Source organism: Klebsiella sp. RHBSTW-00484, assembly GCF_013705725.1.
Classification (GTDB): Bacteria; Pseudomonadota; Gammaproteobacteria; order Enterobacterales; family Enterobacteriaceae; genus Klebsiella.
Genome location: NZ_CP055481.1, coordinates 716562 through 736624 on the forward strand (window position 1 = coordinate 716562; position 20063 = coordinate 736624).

At 52.7% G+C, this 20063-nt stretch carries 23 protein-coding genes and 1 other RNA gene; 6 read left to right on the top strand and 18 right to left on the bottom strand.

Going from position 1 to position 20063, the window contains the following annotated elements:
• The first annotated feature begins 32 nt into the window (after positions 1 to 32).
• Positions 33 to 411, top strand: an RNA gene (rnpB, locus tag HV213_RS03425) — RNase P RNA component class A.
• An 888-nt stretch (positions 412 to 1299) separates the two neighbouring features.
• Here rnpB and HV213_RS03430 read toward each other — a convergent pair.
• A complete protein-coding gene (locus HV213_RS03430; RefSeq protein WP_181484763.1) occupies positions 1300 to 1575 on the bottom strand; it encodes a hypothetical protein in 276 nt (91 codons plus the stop codon).
• Between the two features lie 191 nt (positions 1576 to 1766).
• Between HV213_RS03430 and HV213_RS03435 the strand changes: the two genes are divergently transcribed.
• On the top strand, positions 1767 to 2177 hold the full coding sequence (locus HV213_RS03435) for a Spy/CpxP family protein refolding chaperone (protein ID WP_181484764.1): 411 nt from the start codon (positions 1767 to 1769) through the stop codon (positions 2175 to 2177).
• 36 nt (positions 2178 to 2213) lie between these two features.
• On the opposite strand, the gene HV213_RS03440 is transcribed toward HV213_RS03435, so the two are convergent.
• Together HV213_RS03440 and HV213_RS03445 are read right to left on the bottom strand one after the other, a co-directional pair.
• The gene (locus HV213_RS03440; protein ID WP_167492721.1) at positions 2214 to 2375 is read right to left on the bottom strand and encodes a hypothetical protein; all 162 of its coding nucleotides are present in this window, start codon (positions 2373 to 2375) and stop codon (positions 2214 to 2216) included.
• A gap of 24 nt (positions 2376 to 2399) precedes the next feature.
• Positions 2400 to 3101 (bottom strand): pirin family protein, encoded by a 702-nt coding sequence (locus HV213_RS03445; RefSeq protein WP_181484765.1) that lies wholly within the window; start codon positions 3099 to 3101, stop codon positions 2400 to 2402.
• 104 nt (positions 3102 to 3205) lie between these two features.
• Between HV213_RS03445 and HV213_RS03450 the strand changes: the two genes are divergently transcribed.
• On the top strand, positions 3206 to 4102 hold the full coding sequence (locus tag HV213_RS03450) for a LysR family transcriptional regulator (RefSeq protein ID WP_110272932.1): 897 nt from the start codon (positions 3206 to 3208) through the stop codon (positions 4100 to 4102).
• Between the two features lie 36 nt (positions 4103 to 4138).
• Here the strand turns inward: HV213_RS03450 and HV213_RS03455 are convergent, their stop codons facing one another.
• The 11 genes from HV213_RS03455 to HV213_RS03505 form a co-directional block, all read right to left on the bottom strand.
• A complete protein-coding gene (locus HV213_RS03455; RefSeq protein WP_112213618.1) occupies positions 4139 to 4507 on the bottom strand; it encodes a DUF805 domain-containing protein in 369 nt (122 codons plus the stop codon).
• A gap of 126 nt (positions 4508 to 4633) precedes the next feature.
• Positions 4634 to 5620 (bottom strand): glutathione S-transferase family protein, encoded by a 987-nt coding sequence (locus HV213_RS03460; RefSeq protein WP_181486326.1) that lies wholly within the window; start codon positions 5618 to 5620, stop codon positions 4634 to 4636.
• A 67-nt stretch (positions 5621 to 5687) separates the two neighbouring features.
• Positions 5688 to 6080, bottom strand: coding sequence for a DoxX family protein (locus tag HV213_RS03465; RefSeq protein WP_110272936.1), 393 nt, complete (start codon positions 6078 to 6080; stop codon positions 5688 to 5690).
• 250 nt (positions 6081 to 6330) lie between these two features.
• Positions 6331 to 6630, bottom strand: a complete 300-nt coding sequence (locus HV213_RS03470) for a YqjK-like family protein (RefSeq protein WP_181484766.1) — start codon at positions 6628 to 6630, stop codon at positions 6331 to 6333.
• Positions 6627 to 7025: a phage holin family protein gene (locus HV213_RS03475; RefSeq protein ID WP_112213622.1), complete on the bottom strand. Its 399-nt coding sequence runs from the start codon at positions 7023 to 7025 to the stop codon at positions 6627 to 6629. The genes HV213_RS03470 and HV213_RS03475 overlap by 4 nt, the downstream gene beginning before the upstream one ends.
• A 2-nt stretch (positions 7026 to 7027) precedes the next feature.
• Positions 7028 to 7333: an ElaB/YgaM/YqjD family protein gene (locus HV213_RS03480; RefSeq protein ID WP_004125506.1), complete on the bottom strand. Its 306-nt coding sequence runs from the start codon at positions 7331 to 7333 to the stop codon at positions 7028 to 7030.
• Between the two features lie 171 nt (positions 7334 to 7504).
• Positions 7505 to 7873, bottom strand: a complete 369-nt coding sequence (locus HV213_RS03485) for a DUF1090 domain-containing protein (RefSeq protein WP_181484767.1) — start codon at positions 7871 to 7873, stop codon at positions 7505 to 7507.
• Positions 7874 to 8023: 150 nt separating this feature from the next.
• Positions 8024 to 8401 carry an EnvZ/OmpR regulon moderator MzrA gene (gene mzrA, locus HV213_RS03490; protein ID WP_181486327.1) on the bottom strand — a complete coding sequence of 126 codons (378 nt, stop codon included), beginning with the start codon at positions 8399 to 8401 and terminating at the stop codon, positions 8024 to 8026.
• An 8-nt stretch (positions 8402 to 8409) separates the two neighbouring features.
• On the bottom strand, positions 8410 to 9072 hold the full coding sequence (yqjA, locus tag HV213_RS03495; protein ID WP_181484768.1) for a DedA family general envelope maintenance protein YqjA: 663 nt from the start codon (positions 9070 to 9072) through the stop codon (positions 8410 to 8412).
• A gap of 338 nt (positions 9073 to 9410) precedes the next feature.
• Positions 9411 to 10187, bottom strand: coding sequence for a transcriptional regulator ExuR (gene exuR, locus HV213_RS03500; protein ID WP_181484769.1), 777 nt, complete (start codon positions 10185 to 10187; stop codon positions 9411 to 9413).
• Between the two features lie 129 nt (positions 10188 to 10316).
• Positions 10317 to 11618, bottom strand: coding sequence for an MFS transporter (locus HV213_RS03505; RefSeq protein ID WP_110272942.1), 1302 nt, complete (start codon positions 11616 to 11618; stop codon positions 10317 to 10319).
• Positions 11619 to 12099: 481 nt separating this feature from the next.
• Between HV213_RS03505 and uxaC the strand changes: the two genes are divergently transcribed.
• The 3 genes from uxaC (at position 12100) to HV213_RS03520 (ending at position 15695) form a co-directional block, all read left to right on the top strand.
• Positions 12100 to 13512 (top strand): glucuronate isomerase, encoded by a 1413-nt coding sequence (gene uxaC / locus HV213_RS03510; RefSeq protein WP_181484770.1) that lies wholly within the window; start codon positions 12100 to 12102, stop codon positions 13510 to 13512.
• Positions 13513 to 13530: 18 nt separating this feature from the next.
• Positions 13531 to 15018, top strand: a complete 1488-nt coding sequence (locus tag HV213_RS03515; protein ID WP_181484771.1) for a UxaA family hydrolase — start codon at positions 13531 to 13533, stop codon at positions 15016 to 15018.
• A 122-nt stretch (positions 15019 to 15140) separates the two neighbouring features.
• Positions 15141 to 15695: a YgjV family protein gene (locus HV213_RS03520; RefSeq protein WP_181484772.1), complete on the top strand. Its 555-nt coding sequence runs from the start codon at positions 15141 to 15143 to the stop codon at positions 15693 to 15695.
• A 15-nt stretch (positions 15696 to 15710) separates the two neighbouring features.
• Here HV213_RS03520 and sstT read toward each other — a convergent pair whose 3' ends face one another.
• The 4 genes from sstT to HV213_RS03540 form a co-directional block, all read right to left on the bottom strand.
• Positions 15711 to 16958 carry a serine/threonine transporter SstT gene (gene sstT, locus HV213_RS03525; protein ID WP_181484773.1) on the bottom strand — a complete coding sequence of 416 codons (1248 nt, stop codon included), beginning with the start codon at positions 16956 to 16958 and terminating at the stop codon, positions 15711 to 15713.
• A gap of 253 nt (positions 16959 to 17211) precedes the next feature.
• A complete protein-coding gene (locus HV213_RS03530; protein ID WP_181484774.1) occupies positions 17212 to 18180 on the bottom strand; it encodes a TerC family protein in 969 nt (322 codons plus the stop codon).
• A 256-nt stretch (positions 18181 to 18436) separates the two neighbouring features.
• Positions 18437 to 19426 carry a Gfo/Idh/MocA family protein gene (locus tag HV213_RS03535; protein ID WP_181484775.1) on the bottom strand — a complete coding sequence of 330 codons (990 nt, stop codon included), beginning with the start codon at positions 19424 to 19426 and terminating at the stop codon, positions 18437 to 18439.
• Between the two features lie 70 nt (positions 19427 to 19496).
• A complete protein-coding gene (locus HV213_RS03540) occupies positions 19497 to 20000 on the bottom strand; it encodes a M48 metallopeptidase family protein (RefSeq protein WP_181484776.1) in 504 nt (167 codons plus the stop codon).
• Positions 20001 to 20063 lie beyond the last annotated feature (63 nt).

A 20063-nucleotide genomic window follows, 5' to 3' on the forward strand; every position in this document is an offset into this window, starting at 1 on the left:
CAACCGGCGGTAAACCCTCTATACTTCGCGCCGAAGCTGACCAGACAGTCGCCGCTTCGTCGTCGTCCTCTTCGGGGGAGACGGGCGGAGGGGAGGAAAGTCCGGGCTCCATAGGGCAGGGTGCCAGGTAACGCCTGGGAGGCGCAAGCCTACGACCAGTGCAACAGAGAGCAAACCGCCGATGGCCCACGCAAGTGGGATCAGGTAAGGGTGAAAGGGTGCGGTAAGAGCGCACCGCGCGGCTGGTAACAGTTCGTGGCACGGTAAACTCCACCCGGAGCAAGGCCAAATAGGGGTTCACAAGGTACGGCCCGTACTGAACCCGGGTAGGCTGCTTGAGCCAGTGAGCGATTGCTGGCCTAGATGAATGACTGTCCACGACAGAACCCGGCTTAACGGTCAGCTTCAACTTTTCAGAAAACCCTCGTCAGAAATGGCGGGGGTTTTTGCTTTCAGGCTCCAGGCGGATGCAAAGGCAGATGAATGACTGTCCACGACGCTATACCGAAAAGAAAGCGGCTTAACGGTCAGCTTCAACTTTTCAGAAAACCCTCGTCAGAAATGGCGGGGGTTTTTGCTTTCTGGCGCAGGTGGATCAAAAGGGCAGATGAATGACTGTCCACGACGCGCTACCCAAAAGAAAGCGGCTTAACGGTCAGCTTCAATTCTTCAGAAAACCCTCGTCAGAAATGGCGGGGGTTTTGCTTTCTGGCGCAGGTGGATCAAAAGGGCAGATGAATGACTGTCCACGACGCACTACCCAAAAGAAAGCGGCTTAACGGTCAGCTTCAACTTTCCATAAAACCCTCGTCAGAAATGGCGGGGGTTTTTGCTTTCTGGCGCAGGTGGATCAAAAGGGCAGATGAATGACTGTCCACGACGCGATACCGAAAAGAAAGCGGCTTAACGGTCAGCTTCAACTTTTCAGAAAACCCTCGTTAGAAATGGCGGGGGTTTTTGCTTTCAGGCTCCAGGCGGATGCAAAGGCAGATGAATGACTGTCCACGACGCTATACCGAAAAGAAAGCGGCTTAACGGTCAGCTTCAACTTTCCATAAAACCCTTGCCAGAAATGGCGGGGGTTTTGCTTTCTGGCGCAGGTGGATCAAAAGGGCAGATGAATGACTGTCCACGACGCTATACCGAAAAGAAAGCGGCTTAACGGTCAGCTTCAACTTTTCAGAAAACCCTCGTCAGAAATGGCGGGGGTTTTTGCTTTCTGGCGCAGGTGGATCAAAAGGGCAGATGAATGACTGTCCACGACGCGATACCGAAAAGAAAGCGGCTTAACGGTCAGCTTCAACTTTTCAGAAAACCCTCGTCAGAAATGGCGGGGGTTTTTGCTTTCAGGCTCCAGGCGGATGCAAAGGCAGATGAATGACTGTCCACGACGCTATACCGAAAAGAAAGCGGCTTAACGGTCAGCTTCAACTTTCCATAAAACCCTTGCCAGAAATGGCGGGGGTTTTTGCTTTCTGGCTCTGCTGGAATTGCCCGATGGTTTTGTAGGTCAGGTAAGGCGCCAGCCGCCACCTGACAAGAATGCGGGCACAATGCGTAAGGCTGGTTTGTCATTAACACCAACCCTCTCTCATGAGGTCAGGTATTTTATATTCACTCAATTAATTATTTAATTTAATGCATTTTTATTAATTATGTTTACTGAGCTTTAACTACATCTATACGTACTATTTCTTACATTTCCACATCTGCTTCTGAAAAATAATAAGCCGCCCTTTCTGGCAATTACCCTTCAGGATAAAACAATGAAATTAATGACCCGTATCGTGTTCACCGCTGTTCTGGCTAGCGGATTCTCTATGGCGGCTCAGGCTGCGGATGTTAAGGCAGCACCAGCCCCATCACAGGATCCGATTGTTCAACATTTAAAGCTGACCAACGATCAGGTAACGAAAATTAAGAGTCTGCACCAGCAATTGGAAAAAAATGTTCAGCAGATTTCCCAGAAAGATATTAAAGACGGCGTACTGTTTGATGTGATCGATTCCGGAAAATGGAATGAAAAAGCGGTTAAAGATCAGCTAGCGGCATTTAGCAAAGTAGAACAGCAGGTTCGCTACTATCGTGTGAAATACTATTTTGGTGTGAACCAGGTATTAACGCCAGATCAGCGCAAGCAGATGCAAAAAGATTTAGCCCAGGAACTGAGCGAGTAAATCAATCGGCCCCGTGCTGGGGCCGATGTTTTTACGTCAGGCGAGGCTCTCTTCGTCCTGAATCCGTACCTCCGCTTCCGCGACGATAGCTTCCAGTTCACTTAACATCTCTTCATAGCCAAAACTGACTGCGACCATAACTTCTGGTTGCGGCTGTTGCACTAATATCGCTGCTTTTTTTGCTTTCTTCTTGCTCACAGGCAAACTCCCTTACTGCCGTTGTTACACAGGTAAATCTATCAGCAAAGCGCGTAACGGCGTATCGGCGACGAGGGTAATGTTAGCTTCGTCACGAATAAACGCGCCATCACCGCAGGTCAGGGCCTGTTTTTCTTCTTCTTGCACAAGAGCATGCACCGTCCCGTGAATCGACTGCAGATAGGCGCGTGGGCCGTGAAGCTGGATATTGATCTCCTCGCCTTTCGCCATGTCGATATGGTGGATCCATACCTGTTGACGCAGTTGAAGACTGTTCTGGCTGCCGTCCGGCGAGGCTAGCAGCTGTTGCGGCCCGGCGGCGATCGCTATTTTCTGGACTAGTGGATTTTCATGCTGCGGACAAGCATCCAGCCACAGCTGCATTCTCGTCAACGAACCCTCTTTACTCAGGTTGTGCTCGCTATAGCTGACGCCGGGTTGAGTCGAAATCAGCAGTGCCTCTCCCGCTTTCGCCTGGATATGGTTGCCGTCACTGTCGCGGTACTCCGCTTCCCCTTCCAGTATCAGGTTCAGAATATCGACCTTCGGGTAGGTACGCGGCTGGAACGAGGCGCCGGGCGCCAGCACCTCCTGGTTGAGCACGCGCAGAGACGCGTAGCCTAGCAGTTTCGGGTCGAAGTAGTGGCCAAAGGAAAAGGTGTAGCGGGCCTGCAGCCAGCCGAAGTCAGCTTGACCGCATTGTTTGGCTGTTCGGGTAGTAATCATTTTCTTGACCTCTCTTTACACTAAATCAATGGTAAAGGTATGGACGCTGTATTGTTAGCCAGATATTCTGCCCGGTATGTTCAAATTTCCTGAATGAGAGAATGATGGCCAAAGAGAGAGCACTAACGCTGGAAGCGTTGCGCGTTATGGATGCGATTGACCGACGCGGAAGCTTTGCCGCTGCGGCTGATGAACTCGGTCGTGTTCCTTCGGCGCTGAGCTATACCATGCAAAAGCTGGAGGAGGAGCTTGATGTCGTGCTGTTTGACCGCTCAGGACATCGAACAAAATTCACCAACGTTGGGCGAATGCTGCTGGAGCGTGGACGGGTTCTGCTGGAAGCAGCGGATAAGTTGACGACCGACGCTGAAGCCCTGTCGCGCGGTTGGGAAACGCATCTGACTCTTGTCACCGAAGCGCTGGTGCCAACCACCAATCTATTCCCGCTGATTGAAAAGCTGGCGACCAAATCTAATACTCAGCTGTCGATCATTACTGAAGTGCTGGCCGGTGCGTGGGAGCGCCTCGAGCAGGGTCGGGCGGATATTGTCGTTGCGCCGGATATGCATTTTCGCTCATCGTCGGAAATTAATTCCCGCAAGCTTTACTCGGTGACAAGCGTCTACGTTGCCGCGCCGGATCATCCGATTCATCAAGAGCCAGAGCCGCTTTCTGAAGTTACGCGCGTGAAGTATCGCGGCGTAGCGGTGGCCGATACCGCTCGCGAACGCCCGGTATTGACGGTGCAACTGCTCGACAAGCAGCCGCGATTAACCGTCAGTACGATTGAAGATAAACGTCAGGCGCTATTGGCAGGACTGGGCGTGGCGACAATGCCTTATCCGCTCGTTGAGCAGGATATTGCCGAAGGTCGTTTACGGGTGGTCAGCCCGGAATACAGTAATGAGGTTGATATCATTATGGCCTGGCGCCGCGATAGTATGGGTGAAGCGAAGTCATGGTGTCTGCGCGAGATCCCGAAGCTGTTTATGAATAGATAGAGCAACGTGCGCCCCTTTTTGGCAAGGGGCACATTGTTAGTATGAGGTTGGTTTTGGGTCCGGCCCGAAGCGGTTATTGCCGGGAGTACCGTTCTGGCAATTAAAGATAATGATCACCAGCCAGCCGATAACAGGAATCAGCAGTAATAACAGCCACCATGCTGAACGGTCGGTGTCGTGCAAACGACGAAACTGCACCGCCCACCACGGTAAAAATACCAGTATGGCATAGATAGTCGTCAGGATGCCTTCTCCTCCCGCGCGCTGCCAGCCGAGCATCTTATCAATGATGCTGAGTACGCCAGTCAGGATGATGTTGACCAGAATAAACATCCAGTACTCTTTGCGCCGGGCACGGCCGCCAAATCCAAGATAGTTTTGTAATACTTTAAGATACCAGTCCATTTCTACGCCTCAATTAACCGTCAATCACTTGTTTTTAAAGCGATCGAAATAAGAATAGACGCGAATGAAATGTTGGCAAATATTTGCTGTATGAATTACTGGGCGCTGTAAATAGCGCCCAATATCTTAGCGGAAGCGAAGATCGCGGCCGTGCGGTTCGCTGAGATCCTGCTGTGGACCAATGGAGATAATCCCGGTTGGGTTGATCGTTTTATGACTACGATAGTAATGGTTGCGAATATGGGCAAAATCTACCGTTTCAGCAATGCCTGGCATCTGGTAGATATCCCGCAGGAAGCCATAAAGATTGAGGTAATCGCTGATGCGGTGTTTATCGCATTTAAAATGGGTCACATACACCGGGTCGAAGCGAACCAATGTAGTCCACAGGCGAATATCTGCCTCGGTTAACTGGTTACCCGTCAGGAAGCGGTGCTGTCCCAGGATTTGCTCAAGGCGCTCCAGCGAGGTAAATACCGCATCGACCGCTTCGTCGTAGGCCTGCTGGCTGGTGGCGAATCCAGCTTTATAAACGCCGTTGTTAACGTTGTCGTAGATCCAGCCGTTCAGCTCATCAATTTGTTCACGCAGCTCAGGTGGATAGTAATCTCCGGCACGAGCCCCCAGCCCATCGAAAGCGGAGTTGAGCATGCGGATGATTTCAGCCGACTCGTTACTGACGATGGTGTGCTGTTTTTTATCCCACAACACTGGCACCGTAACGCGCCCGCTGTATTGCGGATCGGCATGCAGGTAAAGCTGATAAAGAAATTCGTGCTGATAGAGGGTATCTCCAGTGGCCGCCGGAAAGTTATCGTCGAACGTCCAGCCGTTCTCGAACATTAAGGGGTTGACCACCGAGACGGAAATAAACGGCTCTAACCCTTTCAGCTTACGCAGAATTAAGGTGCGATGTGCCCATGGACAGGCAAGAGAAACGTACAGATGATAGCGGTCTTTTTCCGCCGGAAACCCGGGTTCACCACCCGGTCCTGGTGCACCGTCGGCGGTTAGCCAGTTGCGAAAGGCAGAAACAGAACGCTTGAACCGCCCTCCGGTGGATTGGGTGTCATACCAGGTATCGTGCCAGATGCCGTCAATTAATTGTCCCATCATTTCCTCCCTCAGATAGCAAAAGCGAGGAGATGTCCCCTCGCTTTTTTTAATCAGTATAGTGCGCTTACCACTTTTTATTCAGCACACGGTCGATACTGAATGCGCCCGGGCCGGTGATACCCAGCAGCAGGAAGCCGCCAGCGATGGTCAAGTTTTTCATGAACATCAGCGAGTTCACACCTTCAGCAAAGTTGCTGTGGAACAGGAACGCGGTCAGTACGGTGAAGCCTGCGGTGAACAGCGCGGTAGTGCGAGTCAGGAAACCGAACAGGATTGCCAGACCGCCGCCAAATTCAAGCAGAATAACCAGCGGCAGCATAAACCCAGGGACGCCCATGGCTTCCATATATTGTTGGGTACCCGCATAACCAGTGATTTTTCCCCAACCTGCGGTGATAAACAGAATTGGCATCAGAATGCGTGCTACCAGTACACCAACATCTTCTAATTTTTTCATTTCTTACTCCATAAAACCCAAAGGGCGGCGATTTTGTTTTTTGGTGCAATCCTGCGTATGACGCGGGGTTGCTGTCGATGGAGTGAATATTAGCGAGGCTGTGACGTAATTGTTAGCAAGGAAAACTGTAGATCTACTTCAAAGATTCTGAGTAACCATTGATAAAGCAAATGAATAGAAGGGCCGACTGAGCGGTCTGGATAATGGTGTTCGGTGGGGGACGTTAAATAAGAAGAGGCACAGATGTGCCTCAGCGTGTTGATTGCTGACGCAGCAGGCCACGGGCCATGCGCCAGGTGCTCCAGAGACCAAAACTGCGTTTCGTCCAACGGAGTAAAAAGCGCGGGTGGCGGACAGACCACACTGCGACGAGGCCGCTGCCGACCATCGCCCATGAACGCAAGTTAAGTAGAGTATGCCAGCCGCGATCTATTGGCGCGGTTGCTTCCAGCCAGTCGCGACGGCTGGCGTTGAGATCCAGCCGTTGCTGTTGGATTAGACGCAGCAGACGTGCTTTTTGCCGTTCACGTTCCTGTTGGTCGCGGCTCATGGCTTATCGTCCTCCAGCAAGGACCTGTCGTTAGCCAGTTCCTGACGCGTAAGGCGCAGAAACGTCGAACGTCGGGCCTTACTAAGCGTCCAGATACCGCCGATCAGCGCCGCCAGCAGCAGGGTCACGGTGGTGGCTATCATCACGTTCAGGCGATATTGCGCATCAACGGCCCAGATAATGAGGACCAGCAGGCTCATCAACCCGAATGCAGCAAATAGCAACGTCAGCCCCAGCATCAGGAACAGCTGAAAGAGATTCGCTTTCTCCTCTTCCAGCTCCACGACCACCAGGCGCAGGCGCGTTTCCACCATTTCGACCAGCAGGGTAACTATCCGCTGACCAATGCCGAAAACGCTTTGCCCCGGCCCCTGCGTGTGTTGAGAGTTTGCCATAATCAGCGACGCGTCAGCAGAACACCCAGCACCAATCCGACAGCTGCGCCAATTCCGACGCCAGTCCACGGATTTTCGCGGACGTATTCATCGGCGCGAGCAGCGGTTTCGCGCGTTTGCTTCACAATGGCGTCGCTGGTTTCTCCCAAACGAACGCGGCTCTCTTTCAGCGCGCTTTCGGCTTTGCTACGCAGCTTACCAATCTCTTCTTTCGATTTATCCGTGGAGGAGTTCAGCACTTCTTCCAGGGTGTCAGCCAGCGTTTTCAGTTCCGCACGCAGGTCTTCTGCAACGTTATCTTTAGCCATTTTTTTCTCCTGTTAAAGTGATCCATATATACCTGTCATACTTCAAGCTGCTTGTGCGTTGGCTACGCTCGCTCACCCCAGTCACTTACGGAAGTCAAGCTCCTGGGGATTCTCTCACTTGCCGCCTTCACGCAACTCGAATTATTTTAGGTATAGGTCGTTCTTAATGCATTAATACTCACGAGATTGCAGCGTTTTCAGCTCTTGCTGCGCTTCATCAAGTTTATGCTGGCGTTTGCTGATTTTGTCAGCATCGCCTTTCTGTTCGGCTTCGCGCAGATCGTTCTGCCGTTCGGCTATCTCTGCTTGCTGTTTGGCGATTTTTTGCTGGTGTTCAGCTTTGAGCTTACTGTCGCTGCAGTTTGCTCTGACTTCACTAAGCGCCCGATTCAAACCATCAATACGGTTCTGATTATGATGTTTTTCTGCGTAGCTAATCTCCCGCTGGATGTCCTGCTCTTTTTCCTGACAAGGGGAGATGGCAAAGGCGCTGGTGCTAAGTGAAGTCAGTACCAGGATCAAAGCGATGCGGTGTTTCATGGATGCTACCTTCCATTGTGTGAGGGCATATCTAACGACTATACCCGATCCAGTTGATTAACGTGGGTCTGGTCACCCCCGCGAACTTAAGCATAGTAAGTAAAACGGAGAATCACCAAACCGGGTGAAAATATTCGGAATTTTCGTTGCTTATCCGAATCTATGCGGGGTATCGCGCAGGCGTGAAATCCAGGCCGTCGGCGAATTATCATCGTCCAGCAAGGCAATAATATAGCCATGCGGCAGAGCGCGGCCCAGCACTTCTTTGGCTGCGACGCCCTGGGCGTTGGAGTCAAACTTGATTAACAGGCCATCATTTTGCGGCGTAATGCTTTTAAAACGGATGCCGTTGGCGTCGAGATGATGCCAGACGGAAAAACCATCCGGCATGCTGATTCCCTGACTGACCGGGCGGATTGCCAGCGTGGATTCCTGCTGTTGCACGGTCAGCCAGAGCCAGAACAGACCACACAGGAGTAACGAGCCGCCCAGCACCCAGCTTATGTGACGCAGTGTAGGACGTTTAATCACCATCATCAGCTCCGGCTTCTGTGTTTTTTCTTCCACAGGACAACCAGCGAGCCAATCAAACCAAACACCAGCAGCGCGACGGGCAGCAGCATCAGGCAGGACATCAGCTGATCTTCATACTTCAGGAATACCGGCGTTTTCCCCAGCAGATATCCCAGCGAGGTGAGAATCAAAACCCACAGCAGGCCGCTCATCCAGTTAAAGAACTGGAAGCGCGTGCTGCTCAGGCCCGATAGCCCGGCAATGGTTGGCAGCAGCGTGCGGACGAAGGCGATAAAACGGCCTATCAGCAACGCAGAAAGCCCGTGTTTATGGAAAAGGTGATGCGCGCGCTGGTGGTAGTGTGAGGGTAGGTGCGAAAGCCAGTTTTGTACGATTCGCGTATTACCCAGCCAGCGACCCTGAATGTAGCTTAGCCAGCAGCCGAGACTTGCCGCAGCGGTGAGGAGCAACAGCGTTTCAGGAAAGCCCATCGCGCCCTTAGCAATCAACACGCCGACCAGTACGAGCAGGCTGTCGCCCGGTAGAAAGGCAGCTGGTAACAAACCGTTCTCAAGGAACAAAATCATAAATAAGACAAAATACAGCATGCCAATCATGGACGGATTAGCGAGTGTTTCGTAATCCTGAGCCCACAATGCATTTAACAATTGGGTTAATAGTTCCATTCACGATTCCTGGTACATCGGTTAACGGCACGTCTGAACGCGGTGTATGCATGGCGACATGGCTTCTTATTGGATTATGGTCGCTGCTGCGCTCTGAACGGATCCCTGTTTAAAAGTGAAGTAAGCAAAAGCTAACTCTCAGAACGACAAAATGCATCTAATTGTAACAAACCAGCTGACTTTACGTCATAGAAATTGCTGTTTGTTGCATATTGATTTTGCTGATTGCGAAGGAGGGAGGCGAGAGTATTTACACAGGCTGACACTATATATGTTTTGCTTACCCTGTGGGGTTTGCGGGCAGCGGCGCAATGGCTGCCCGGGAAGATGATAATGGTCTATTTTGCGCCGTTGGCAGCGGTATCGAGATGAACGACCGGATTATCAGCAAACAGATAGCGGTCCGCATTGAATTCGAAGTCATCGCTGGTTTCGTTAAACAGCATGAGCTTGGTGTTTTCCAGATGCTGCCACATGGCCAGTTTTGCCGCGTGTGGATCCTTGCGGATAAGCGCTTTGAGGATTTGGTCATGATCGTCACACCAGTTATCGACGGTGCGCAGGTCGATGTGGTCGTGCAGCTTTTTCCAGTACGGGTTATGCACACGCTGAGTCCACATCTTTTCAACGATGGCGGCTAAGGCGGTGTTTTGCGTCGCCAGCGCCACCTGAACGTGAAACTGGAGATCCCACTCGGAATCGCGGAAGCATTTTTCTTTACGCGCTTTCTCCTGGATTTCCATCAGTTTCATGATGTCTTGCTTGGTCACCTGAGTGGCAGCGAACTCGGCGATATTACTTTCAATGAGCTGACGGGCTTGCAGCAGCTCAAACGGACCATAGCTGGCGAACTCCAGCGACTCATCAGGAATTTGCTGATGTTTCGGTTGGTTAGCAATAACGTGAATGCCTGACCCCTTACGGACTTCAACGTAGCCTTCCACTTCCAGCATAATAATGGCTTCGCGAACCACGGTGCGGCTAACGCTTTTTTCATCAGCGATAAACCGCTCTGCGGGCAGTTTATCGCCCACAAGGTAGACACCTTGTTCAATACGCGTCTTCAGCTCGGCGGCAAGCTGCTGATACAAACGACGCGATTCAGTGATTTCCATATTCGCTCCCGGGAGATGGCGACAATATTGGATTTGTTATACCACTTTTACGTACATCTCACCACCAGAAGAGACGAAAAAGCCGCCTTTATACAGGCGGCTTTCATGTCCTAATTAACCAGGTAGACTCTAGCTTTGCGTTGCCGGTTTACTGGTGTTTAACGGCGTGGGATCGTCATCGGCTGATTTATTTTTCAGGACCGTCCAGATAACCACGGCACCCAGCAGATCGAATATCGCCAGCACGGCGAACAGCGGACTAAAGCCGATGGTATCAGCCAGTGCACCGACGACCAGGGCAAACATAGTACTGGCCAGCCATGCGGCCATACCGGTCAGGCCGTTTGCTGTTGCCACTTCGTTACGACCAAATACGTCGGAAGAGAGCGTGATCAGCGCACCGGACAGCGCCTGGTGAGCAAAGCCACCGACGCACAGCAGCGCGATAGCCACGAATGGGCTGGTAAACAGACCGATCATCCCTGGACCAATCATCAGTAGCGCACCCATGGTGACCACCATTTTACGCGAAACGATCAGGTTAACGCCAAACCAGCGTTGGAACAGCGGCGGCAGGTAACCCCCAATGATGCACCCGAGGTCAGCAAACAGCATTGGCATCCACGCAAACATGGCGATCTCTTTCAGGTTAAAGCCGTAAACTTTAAACATGAACAGCGGGATCCACGCGTTGAAGGTCCCCCATGCAGGTTCTGCAAGGAAGCGCGGCAGGGCGATACCCCAGAACTGACGGTTGCGCAGAATCTGCCATGGGGACATTTTCTTGCCGTTATTGGTCTGATGCTGAGACTCCTGGCCACCAATGATATATTCGCGTTCTTCTTCGGTTAATTTTTTCTGATCGCGCGGGTGTTTGTAGAAAACCAGCCAGGCCATTGCCCAGGCAAAGCTCAGGACGCCGGAGATAATAAACGCCATCTGCCAGCTGTGCATTACGATAGCCCATACCACCAGCGGTGGCGCGATCATTGCACCGATAGAAGAGCCAACGTTGAAGTAGCCGACGGCGATTGAACGCTCTTTTGCCGGGAACCATTCAGAGCTGGCCTTCAGACCTGCGGGGATCATCGCGGCTTCAGCGGCACCTACTGCGCCACGCGCCAGCGCCAGGCCGCCCCAGCTTCCCGCCAGCGCCGTGGAGCCGCAGAAGACTGCCCAGGCAACAGCAAAGAAGGCATAGCCGATTTTGGTACCCAAAACGTCCAGCACGTAGCCAGCGACAGGCTGCATCACGGTATAAGCAGCGGAATAGGCTGCGATGATATAGGAGTACTGTTGGGTGGAGATGTGTAACTCTTCCATCAGAGTTGGCGCAGCTGCCGCCACAGTGTTACGCGTCAGGTACCCGAGCACGGTGCCTAACGTCACCAGCGCGATCATGTACCAACGTAACCCTTTAATTTTACGCATGTAAACCTCGTCGTTTATTTTATATCCGCAGCCAGTGCGGCTATCTTCCAGCCCTGTAACCGAGGCGAAGAAGGTGAAACGGAGGGCTCATGAGAGGAAACCTCATATGGCCCGAACCTTGCCATTAATTGTTGTGTCTAGTTCGGTGTCCATACCGGTCAATCCGATGTGATTTATCATCGGTAATACATTCCGTCGGTTTATATGTTTCGACGGCAGCAAGATAACTTGTCATACAACTTCAAAAGGTGAGTGACATCACAAAAGTGGGAAAGTTTGTGTGGGCATTTATTTCTTTGAGAGGGGCCAGAGCTGGCGCGCCCTGGCGGGCTTTTTACTCCTTTGATGGTAATTTATTTATTGACGTTTATTGATCTAACTCACGAAAAATACTTCGGCCTGTAGAAATTGGTGTGATAACTTTGTCAGCATTATAGTCAATCATCTGATGGGCTCCCCTGGGGCTGAAGAGGACACGAAAATGACACCGTTTATGACCGAAGATTTTCTGCTTGATACCGAGTTTTCCCGCCGCCTGTACCATGATTACGCTAAAGATCAGCCGATTTTCGACTATCACTGCCATTTACCGCCGCAGCAGATCGCCGAAAATTATCGCTTCAAAAATCTGTATGACATCTGGCTGAAAGGCGATCACTACAAATGGCGTGCGATGCGCACCAACGGCGTTGCCGAGCGTTTGTGCACCGGGGATGCCTCCGATCGCGAGAAATTTGATGCCTGGGCGGCCACCGTACCGCATACCATTGGCAACCCGTTATACCACTGGACCCATCTTGAACTGCGTCGTCCTTTTGGTATTACAGGTAAGGTGCTCTCTCCGACAACCGCAGATGAAATCTGGGATCGGTGCAACGACCTGCTGGCGCAGGACACATTCTCCGCACGCGGTATCATGCAGCAGATGAACGTGAAAATGGTCGGCACTACCGATGATCCGATCGATTCGCTGGAACATCACGCTTCCATTGCTAAAGACGGTACCTTCACCGTGAAGGTGCTACCGAGCTGGCGTCCGGATAAAGCCTTCAACATCGAACAGGCTACCTTCAATGATTACATAGCGAAGCTGGGCGAAGTGTCCGATACCGACATTCGTCGTTTTACTGACCTGCAATCTGCGCTGACTAAACGTCTGGATCACTTCGCTGCACACGGTTGTAAGGTCTCTGACCACGCGCTGGATGTGGTGCTGTTCGCCGAAGCCAACGAAAGTGAACTGGATAGCATTTTGGCGCGTCGCCTGGCAGGTGAAGCTCTGAACGAGCATGAAGTTGCGCAGTTCAAAACGGCGGTGCTGGTGTTCCTTGGCGCTGAATATGCCCGTCGCGAATGGGTACAGCAGTACCACATTGGGGCATTGCGTAATAACAACCAGCGTCAGTTCAAACTGCTGGGTGCCGATGTTGGCTTTGACTCCATTAACGACCGTCCGATGGCAGAAGAGCTGTCTAAGCTCCTGAGCAAGCAGAACGAACAAAATCTGCTGCCTAAAACTATCCTCTATTGCCTGAACCCGCGCGACAACGAAGTGCTGGGCACCATGACCGGCAACTTCCAGGGCGAAGGGATGCCGGGCAAGATGCAGTTCGGTTCCGGCTGGTGGTTCAACGATCAGAAAGACGGTATGGAACGTCAGATGACCCAACTGGCGCAGCTTGGCCTGCTGAGCCGCTTTGTCGGCATGTTGACCGATAGCCGCAGCTTCCTCTCCTACACCCGTCACGAATACTTCCGTCGCATCCTGTGCCAGATGATTGGCCGTTGGGTGGAAGCGGGCGAAGCGCCAGCGGATATTCAGCTGCTGGGTGAGATGGTGAAAAATATTTGCTTTAACAATGCGCGTGACTACTTCGCCATTGAACTGAACTAAGACCAGAGGTCGGTTGATATGCAATACATTAAAATCCATTCGCAAGATAACGTCGCGGTAGCGTTGGCGGATATGGCGGCAGGCACGGTGGTCACCATTGACGGCGATACGGTCACGTTGGCTCAGGATGTTGCGCGCGGGCATAAGTTTACGCTGCGTAGCATTGCGAAGGGAGACAACGTCGTTAAGTACGGTCTGCCGATAGGACATGCGCTGGCGGATATTGCGCCGGGGGAACATATCCACTCCCACAATACGCGCACTAACTTAAGCGATCTCGACGCGTATAGCTATCAACCGGAACTTATCGAGCCCGTCGCGCAGCCTGCGGATCGCGATATCCAGATTTATCGTCGCGCCAACGGTGATGTTGGCGTGCGTAACGAGCTGTGGATCCTGCCGACCGTTGGCTGCGTCAACGCGATGGCCCGTCAGATGCAGAATCGTTTTCTGAAAGAGACAAACGATGCTGAAGGTATCGACGGCGTTCATCTCTTCAGCCATACCTATGGCTGTTCGCAGCTCGGTGACGATCACATCAACACCCGGACCATGCTGCAAAATATGGTGCGTCACCCAAATGCGGGCGCGGTGCTGGTAGTTGGTCTGGGCTGCGAAAACAACCAAGTTGATGCTTTTCGTGAAACGCTCGGTGAGTTCGATCCTGAACGCGTTCACTTTATGATCTGCCAACACCAGGATGACGAAGTGGAAGCGGGGATCGAGCATCTCCATCAGCTTTACGACGTGATGCGCCACGACAAGCGCGAGCCGGGTAAACTGAGCGAGCTGAAGTTTGGACTCGAATGCGGCGGTTCCGATGGTCTGTCCGGCATTACCGCCAACCCGATGCTGGGGCGTTTCTCGGATTACCTGATTGCCAACGGCGGCACTACCGTACTGACCGAAGTGCCGGAGATGTTCGGCGCTGAGCAGCTGCTGATGAGCCACTGTCGCGACGAAGAGACCTTCGGCAAGCTGGTAACGATGGTCAATGATTTCAAACAGTACTTCATTGCCCACGAACAGCCAATTTACGAGAATCCATCGCCGGGTAACAAAGCGGGCGGCATCACCACGCTGGAAGATAAATCACTGGGCTGCACGCAGAAAGCGGGCTCCAGCCAGGTGGTTGACGTGCTGCGCTACGGTGAGCGCCTGAAAGTGCACGGCCTTAATCTGCTGAGCGCGCCGGGCAACGATGCGGTAGCGACTAGCGCGTTGGCCGGTGCGGGCTGCCATATGGTGCTGTTCAGTACCGGTCGCGGCACGCCATACGGCGGTTTCGTTCCGACGGTTAAAATCGCCACCAACAGCGAACTGGCGGCGAAGAAGAAGCACTGGATCGACTTCGATGCCGGTCAGCTGATTCACGGCAAAGCAATGCCGCAGCTACTGGAAGAGTTTGTTGATACCATTGTGGACTTTGCTAACGGTAAGCAGACTTGTAACGAACGTAATGATTTCCGCGAACTGGCTATATTCAAAAGCGGTGTCACTCTCTAATTACTCGTTATCTTTCACGCCGTGATTGCGGTGCGAAATCTTTAGAGTAATAAAAGGGCGGTATTCCGGAAGCGGCGTTTCAGATGATGATGCGCCGTTTTGTTTTATAAGGACTTCCCATCATGACCGCGTATTGGCTTGCCCAGGGCGTTGGTGTCATCGCCTTTCTGATCGGCATTACCACTTTTTTCAACCGCGATGAGCGGCGCTTTAAGCTGCAGCTTGCCGTCTACAGCGCCACTATTGGCTTGCACTTCTTTTTGATGGGCGCGTATCCGGCGGGCATGAGCGCCGAGCTGAATACTGTCCGAACCCTGATCTCCATGCGCACCCGTAAGCTGTGGGTGATGGCCGTGTTTATTGTGCTCACCCTGGTATTGGGGCTGGCAAAGCTGCAACACGCGATGGAACTGCTGCCGATTGTTGGCACGCTTGCCAGCACCTGGGCGCTCTTTCGCTGTACCGGCCTCACCGTTCGCTGCGTGATGTGGTGCGCGACCGCCTGCTGGGTTATCCATAACTTCTGGCTGGGATCGATCGGTGGCACGATGATTGAAGGAAGTTTTCTGGTCATGAACGGTCTGAACATCGTTCGCTTCCGGCGGATGCAAAAGCGTGGTATTGACCCGTTTAAAGTCGAAAAAGCGGTGCAGGAAGAGAGCCCCTCCGCGCGTTAGCGGAGGGGAAGGGGATTAACTACGCAGAGCGTTTTTCGCTATCTGCTCGTCTTCGGCGATACAAGCGGCGGCGGTAAACAGCGCATCGGTTGAGGAGTTCAACGCGGTTTCGCAAGAATCCTGCAATACGCCGATGATAAAGCCGACGGCAACGACCTGCATGGCAACATCGTTCGGAATACCGAACATATTACAGGCCAGCGGGATCAGCAGCAGCGAACCACCCGCCACGCCGGAAGCGCCACAGGCGCACAGCGATGCCACGACGCTAAGCAGCAGCGCAGTCGGCAGATCCACCGGTACTCCCAGAGTGTGTACAGCGGCGAGGGTTAATACGGTGATGGTAATCGCCGCCCCGGCCATATTGATGGTCGCGCCCAGCGGGATAGAAACTGAGTAGGTATCGCGGTCCAGATTCAGCTTCTCGCACAGCGCCATATTCACCGGAATATTGGCGGCGGAGCTACGGGTGAAGAAGGCGTAAACGCCGCTTTCGCGCAGGCAGGTCAGCACCAGCGGATACGGATTGCGGCGGATTTTCCAGAATACCAGAAGCGGGTTAATCACCAGCGCTACCAGCAGCATACAGCCCACCAGCACCAGCAGCAGTTGCGCGTAGCCCCACAGGGTCTCAAAACCAGTGGTTGCCAGCGTTGAGGCCACCAGACCGAAGATACCCAGCGGTGCGAAGCGAATCACTACCTTCACGATAAAAGTTACCGCGTGGGACATGTCGTTAATCAGATTTTTGGTGGTCTCGTTACCGTGGCGCAGCGCAAATCCCAGACCGACAGCCCATACCAGAATCCCGATATAGTTAGCGTTCAGCAGAGCGTCAATCGGGTTAGAAACCATGCTCATCAGCAGCCCGCGCAGAACTTCAACGATACCTGACGGCGGAGTAATACTGTCTGCCGCTGCGTTCAGATGCAGCGTTGAAGGAAAGACAAAGCTAAACAGCACCGCGGTTAACGCGGCGGCAAAGGTTCCCAGCAGGTAGAGGAACAGAATCGGGCGGATGCTGGTTTTTTGCCCCTGCTGATGGTTGGCGATGGAGGCCATCACCAGCATTAATACCAGCACCGGCGCGACGGCTTTTAGCGCGCCGACGAACAGCGTGCCCAGCAGCCCGACTGCCTCTGCGGCAGGCTTTGAAACCATCGCCAGCAGTATGCCGAGCACCAGACCGATTAAAATTTGTTTGACCAGACTGCCCTGAGCCAGTCGCCGTAGCAGGGTCGATCGGGGTGATTGAGTTGCCATGATTCATTCCTTCCAGTGATGTTGCTGTCCGTCCCGGCTACGCATTATTTGTAACGTTTATATCCGGATGTAAATAGATGTTTGCCTGGTTGAGTATACGGAAAGAACGCTATTGGGGAAGGGTAAAATGCTGTCTCTGGCGCTGAGAATTCATTTTTTAACTATATATTAACGATTTTGTGACATGAGTAAGAATAATACATGGTGAACATTGCAGACCGGGCGAATAGGATTCACCCGGTCATTTGTGCCTTTATTGCAGCTGTTTTTTCTTATCGTGCTGCTTATTGACCCAGGCATTGATGATCAGCGTCAATACCAGAATGCCGCCCACCACGCCAAGCGAGATACCGATTGGAATATGGAAGAAATCGACAATCAGCATCTTGATACCGATAAACACCAGGATCACCGACAGGCCATATTTCAGCATCGAGAAGCGCTCTGCGACGCCCGCCAACAGGAAGTACATCGCGCGCAGGCCGAGAATCGCGAACAGGTTTGAGGTCAGCACGATAAACGGATCGGTGGTGACGGCGAAGATGGCCGGAATACTGTCAACGGCAAAGATAACGTCGCTCAGCTCGACCAGAATCAGCACCAGCAGCAGCGGCGTAGCGTATAGCACGCCGTTTTTGCGGAGAAAGAAATGTTCGCCGTCAATTTTATCGGTCATGCGCAGATGACTGCGTATCCAGCGCACCAGCGGCTTATCGCCGATACCTGAATCATCCTCTTTCGCCAGCGCCATTTTCACACCAGTAAACAGCAGGAATGCGCCGAAGACGTACAACAGCCACTCGAACTGGGAGATCAGCCAGCTACCGGCAAAGATCATGATCGTACGCAGCACGATCGCGCCAAGTACGCCATAGACCAGCACCCGACGCTGAAGCGCAGGCGGAACGGCGAAGTAGCTAAACAGCATCAGCCAGACGAAAACGTTATCCACGGCCAGCGCTTTTTCGATCAGATAACCGGTGAGGAACGCCAGCGCTTGCGGGTCGGCCACGGCGCGACCTTCGGTTTGCACCAGATACCACCAGAAAACGGCGTTAAACAGAAGTGAGAGGGTAACCCAGAGGATTGACCAGCCAGCGGCTTGCTTCATGGTCATGCTATGTGCACCACGCCGTCCTTGCAGCAATAGGTCGATAGCCAACATGATGACCACGACCACTGCGAATCCGCCCCATAACAACGGTGTGCCGACAGTATTCATTACGATATTCCTTACATAAAAACAAAACGGCTGACGTCGGAAGACGGCAGCCGCTGCGCTTTTATGCATAGACCTCGCCTTCCGGCAAGGTCTCACTTACAACAAGAATCAAATCTTGTTGCCCGGCGACCGGATGCGGTTTTTCACGCATCGTAATGACGATCGGCCGGCAAGGAAGTTACTCCCCTTTGCGCGTAACAAAGTATTACAAGTTATAAATGGCGTCAATGGAGTTCGACGGACCATTTACACTCCTTTACGCCACGGGTTGGGAATCCGCCGGGAAGACCACGCCGGTCTGGCGACGAATCTCGCTCAGCAGCTTCGCTGTGATGCGGCTCACTTCCAGACCCGGATGAGCAACCTCGTTGGCTTCCACCAGGCGAGCAAACTCTTCCGCTTCATACAGCATAGTATTGATGTGCTGTGGCTGCGTCAGATCCTGGGGCTTGCCGCCGCGCGGTATAAAACAGACTTTCTGGCATTCCGAAATTTTCTCGATAACCAGCGCGCCTGCTTCACCCTGAATTTCGCTCGGGATTGCGGAATCGCTCACTTTAGAGTGATGCAGAGTGACATCAAAATCACCGTAGCTTAAAACTACCGTGCCCTGACCATCGACGCCGCTGTCCAGCAGGCTGGCGCTGGCGTGCACTGCGCGCGGCTCGCCCCACAGCGCGACCGCAGAAGCCAGACAGTAAAAGCCGATATCCATAATCGAGCCGTTAGAGAAGGCGGGGTTAAAGGTATTGGGGTTCTCGCCGTCGAGATAACGCTGATAGCGGGAGGAGTACTGGCAGTAGTTAATAAAGGCTTTGCGCAGCTTGCCGATCTTGTCGAACGACTGCTTCAACAGCAGGAAGTTTGGCAGACTGGCGGTTTTGAACGCTTCGAACAGCACCACGTTATTTTCCCGCGCGACTTTAATCGCGGCTTCCACTTCTTGCAGATTCGAGGCCAGCGGTTTTTCGCAAATCACATGCTTTTTATGGCTCAGAAACAGGCGGGTTTGCGGAAAATGCAGCGAGTTAGGGCTGGCGATATAAACCGCGTCAACATCAGCGCATTGCGCCAGTTCTTCCAGTGAGGTGAAGAGGTGTTCGACGGGATAATCGCTGGCGAAGGCCTGGGCTTGTTCAAGGCTACGGGAGTAGATGGCGGTAAGCTTATATTTGCCGGTTTCATGGGCGGCATCGACAAACTGCTTAGTTATCCAGTTTGTGCCAACAACTGCGAAACGTATCATAAACGTTGACGAACTCCGTAAAAAGGGACCTTTCGTCACTCTAACACGCCATCATGACAAAACCAGTGCGCTATGGCGCAGAACGCTCTAACGAAAGCTGCGTCAGCCACAGGCGAGTATCAAACTCCAGCTGATGGTACTGCGGCTCCATATGACAGCACAGCTGATAGAACGCTTTGTTGTGGTCTTTTTCCTTCAGGTGCGCCAGTTCGTGTACCACGATCATCCGCAGAAAATCCTCCGGCGCATCGCGAAAAACGGTGGCGACGCGAATTTCAGCTTTCGCCTTCAGCTTGCCTCCCTGTACCCGCGAGATAGCAGTATGCAGGCCGAGCGCGTTGTTCAGTACGTGGATTTTGTTGTCGTACATCACCTTATTAATAGGGGCCGCGCCGCGCAGATAGCGAGACTTCAGATCCTGGGTGTATTGGTACAGCGCTTTATCGTTGTTGATATCATGGCCCTGCGGATAGCGCTTTTTCAGCACCTCGCCGAGGCGATTCTGTTCGATTAAGGTGGTGACCTGCGCCAGCAGGGATTCAGGGTAACCCTGGAGATAGGTTAATGTGCTCATGGGGCCTGTTTGCGTAATTAAGCGACAACTGGCGCGAATTCTAGCATCCCGCGCGGGCAGGAT

Excerpts from the sequence above, each read along its gene's own strand:
- exuR (WP_181484769.1), bottom strand. The coding sequence starts at position 10,187 with ATGGAAATCACTGAATCGCGTCGTTTGTATCAGCAGCTTGCCGCCGAG.
- sstT (WP_181484773.1), bottom strand. The coding sequence starts at position 16,958 with ATGGCAACTCAATCACCCCGATCGACCCTGCTACGGCGACTGGCTCAG.
- HV213_RS03470 (WP_181484766.1), bottom strand. The coding sequence starts at position 6,630 with ATGAGCCGCGACCAACAGGAACGTGAACGGCAAAAAGCACGTCTGCTG.
- HV213_RS03445 (WP_181484765.1), bottom strand. The coding sequence starts at position 3,101 with ATGATTACTACCCGAACAGCCAAACAATGCGGTCAAGCTGACTTCGGC.
- yqjA (WP_181484768.1), bottom strand. The coding sequence starts at position 9,072 with ATGGAACTATTAACCCAATTGTTAAATGCATTGTGGGCTCAGGATTAC.
- uxaC (WP_181484770.1), top strand. The coding sequence starts at position 12,100 with ATGACACCGTTTATGACCGAAGATTTTCTGCTTGATACCGAGTTTTCC.
- HV213_RS03475 (WP_112213622.1), bottom strand. The coding sequence starts at position 7,025 with ATGGCAAACTCTCAACACACGCAGGGGCCGGGGCAAAGCGTTTTCGGC.
- HV213_RS03430 (WP_181484763.1), bottom strand. The coding sequence starts at position 1,575 with ATGACAAACCAGCCTTACGCATTGTGCCCGCATTCTTGTCAGGTGGCG.
- HV213_RS03485 (WP_181484767.1), bottom strand. The coding sequence starts at position 7,873 with ATGAAACACCGCATCGCTTTGATCCTGGTACTGACTTCACTTAGCACC.
- HV213_RS03465 (WP_110272936.1), bottom strand. The coding sequence starts at position 6,080 with ATGAAAAAATTAGAAGATGTTGGTGTACTGGTAGCACGCATTCTGATG.
- HV213_RS03505 (WP_110272942.1), bottom strand. The coding sequence starts at position 11,618 with ATGCGTAAAATTAAAGGGTTACGTTGGTACATGATCGCGCTGGTGACG.
- HV213_RS03540 (WP_181484776.1), bottom strand. The coding sequence starts at position 20,000 with ATGAGCACATTAACCTATCTCCAGGGTTACCCTGAATCCCTGCTGGCG.
- HV213_RS03480 (WP_004125506.1), bottom strand. The coding sequence starts at position 7,333 with ATGGCTAAAGATAACGTTGCAGAAGACCTGCGTGCGGAACTGAAAACG.
- HV213_RS03515 (WP_181484771.1), top strand. The coding sequence starts at position 13,531 with ATGCAATACATTAAAATCCATTCGCAAGATAACGTCGCGGTAGCGTTG.
- HV213_RS03530 (WP_181484774.1), bottom strand. The coding sequence starts at position 18,180 with ATGAATACTGTCGGCACACCGTTGTTATGGGGCGGATTCGCAGTGGTC.
- HV213_RS03535 (WP_181484775.1), bottom strand. The coding sequence starts at position 19,426 with ATGATACGTTTCGCAGTTGTTGGCACAAACTGGATAACTAAGCAGTTT.
- HV213_RS03520 (WP_181484772.1), top strand. The coding sequence starts at position 15,141 with ATGACCGCGTATTGGCTTGCCCAGGGCGTTGGTGTCATCGCCTTTCTG.
- HV213_RS03455 (WP_112213618.1), bottom strand. The coding sequence starts at position 4,507 with ATGGACTGGTATCTTAAAGTATTACAAAACTATCTTGGATTTGGCGGC.
- HV213_RS03460 (WP_181486326.1), bottom strand. The coding sequence starts at position 5,620 with ATGGGACAATTAATTGACGGCATCTGGCACGATACCTGGTATGACACC.
- HV213_RS03450 (WP_110272932.1), top strand. The coding sequence starts at position 3,206 with ATGGCCAAAGAGAGAGCACTAACGCTGGAAGCGTTGCGCGTTATGGAT.
- HV213_RS03435 (WP_181484764.1), top strand. The coding sequence starts at position 1,767 with ATGAAATTAATGACCCGTATCGTGTTCACCGCTGTTCTGGCTAGCGGA.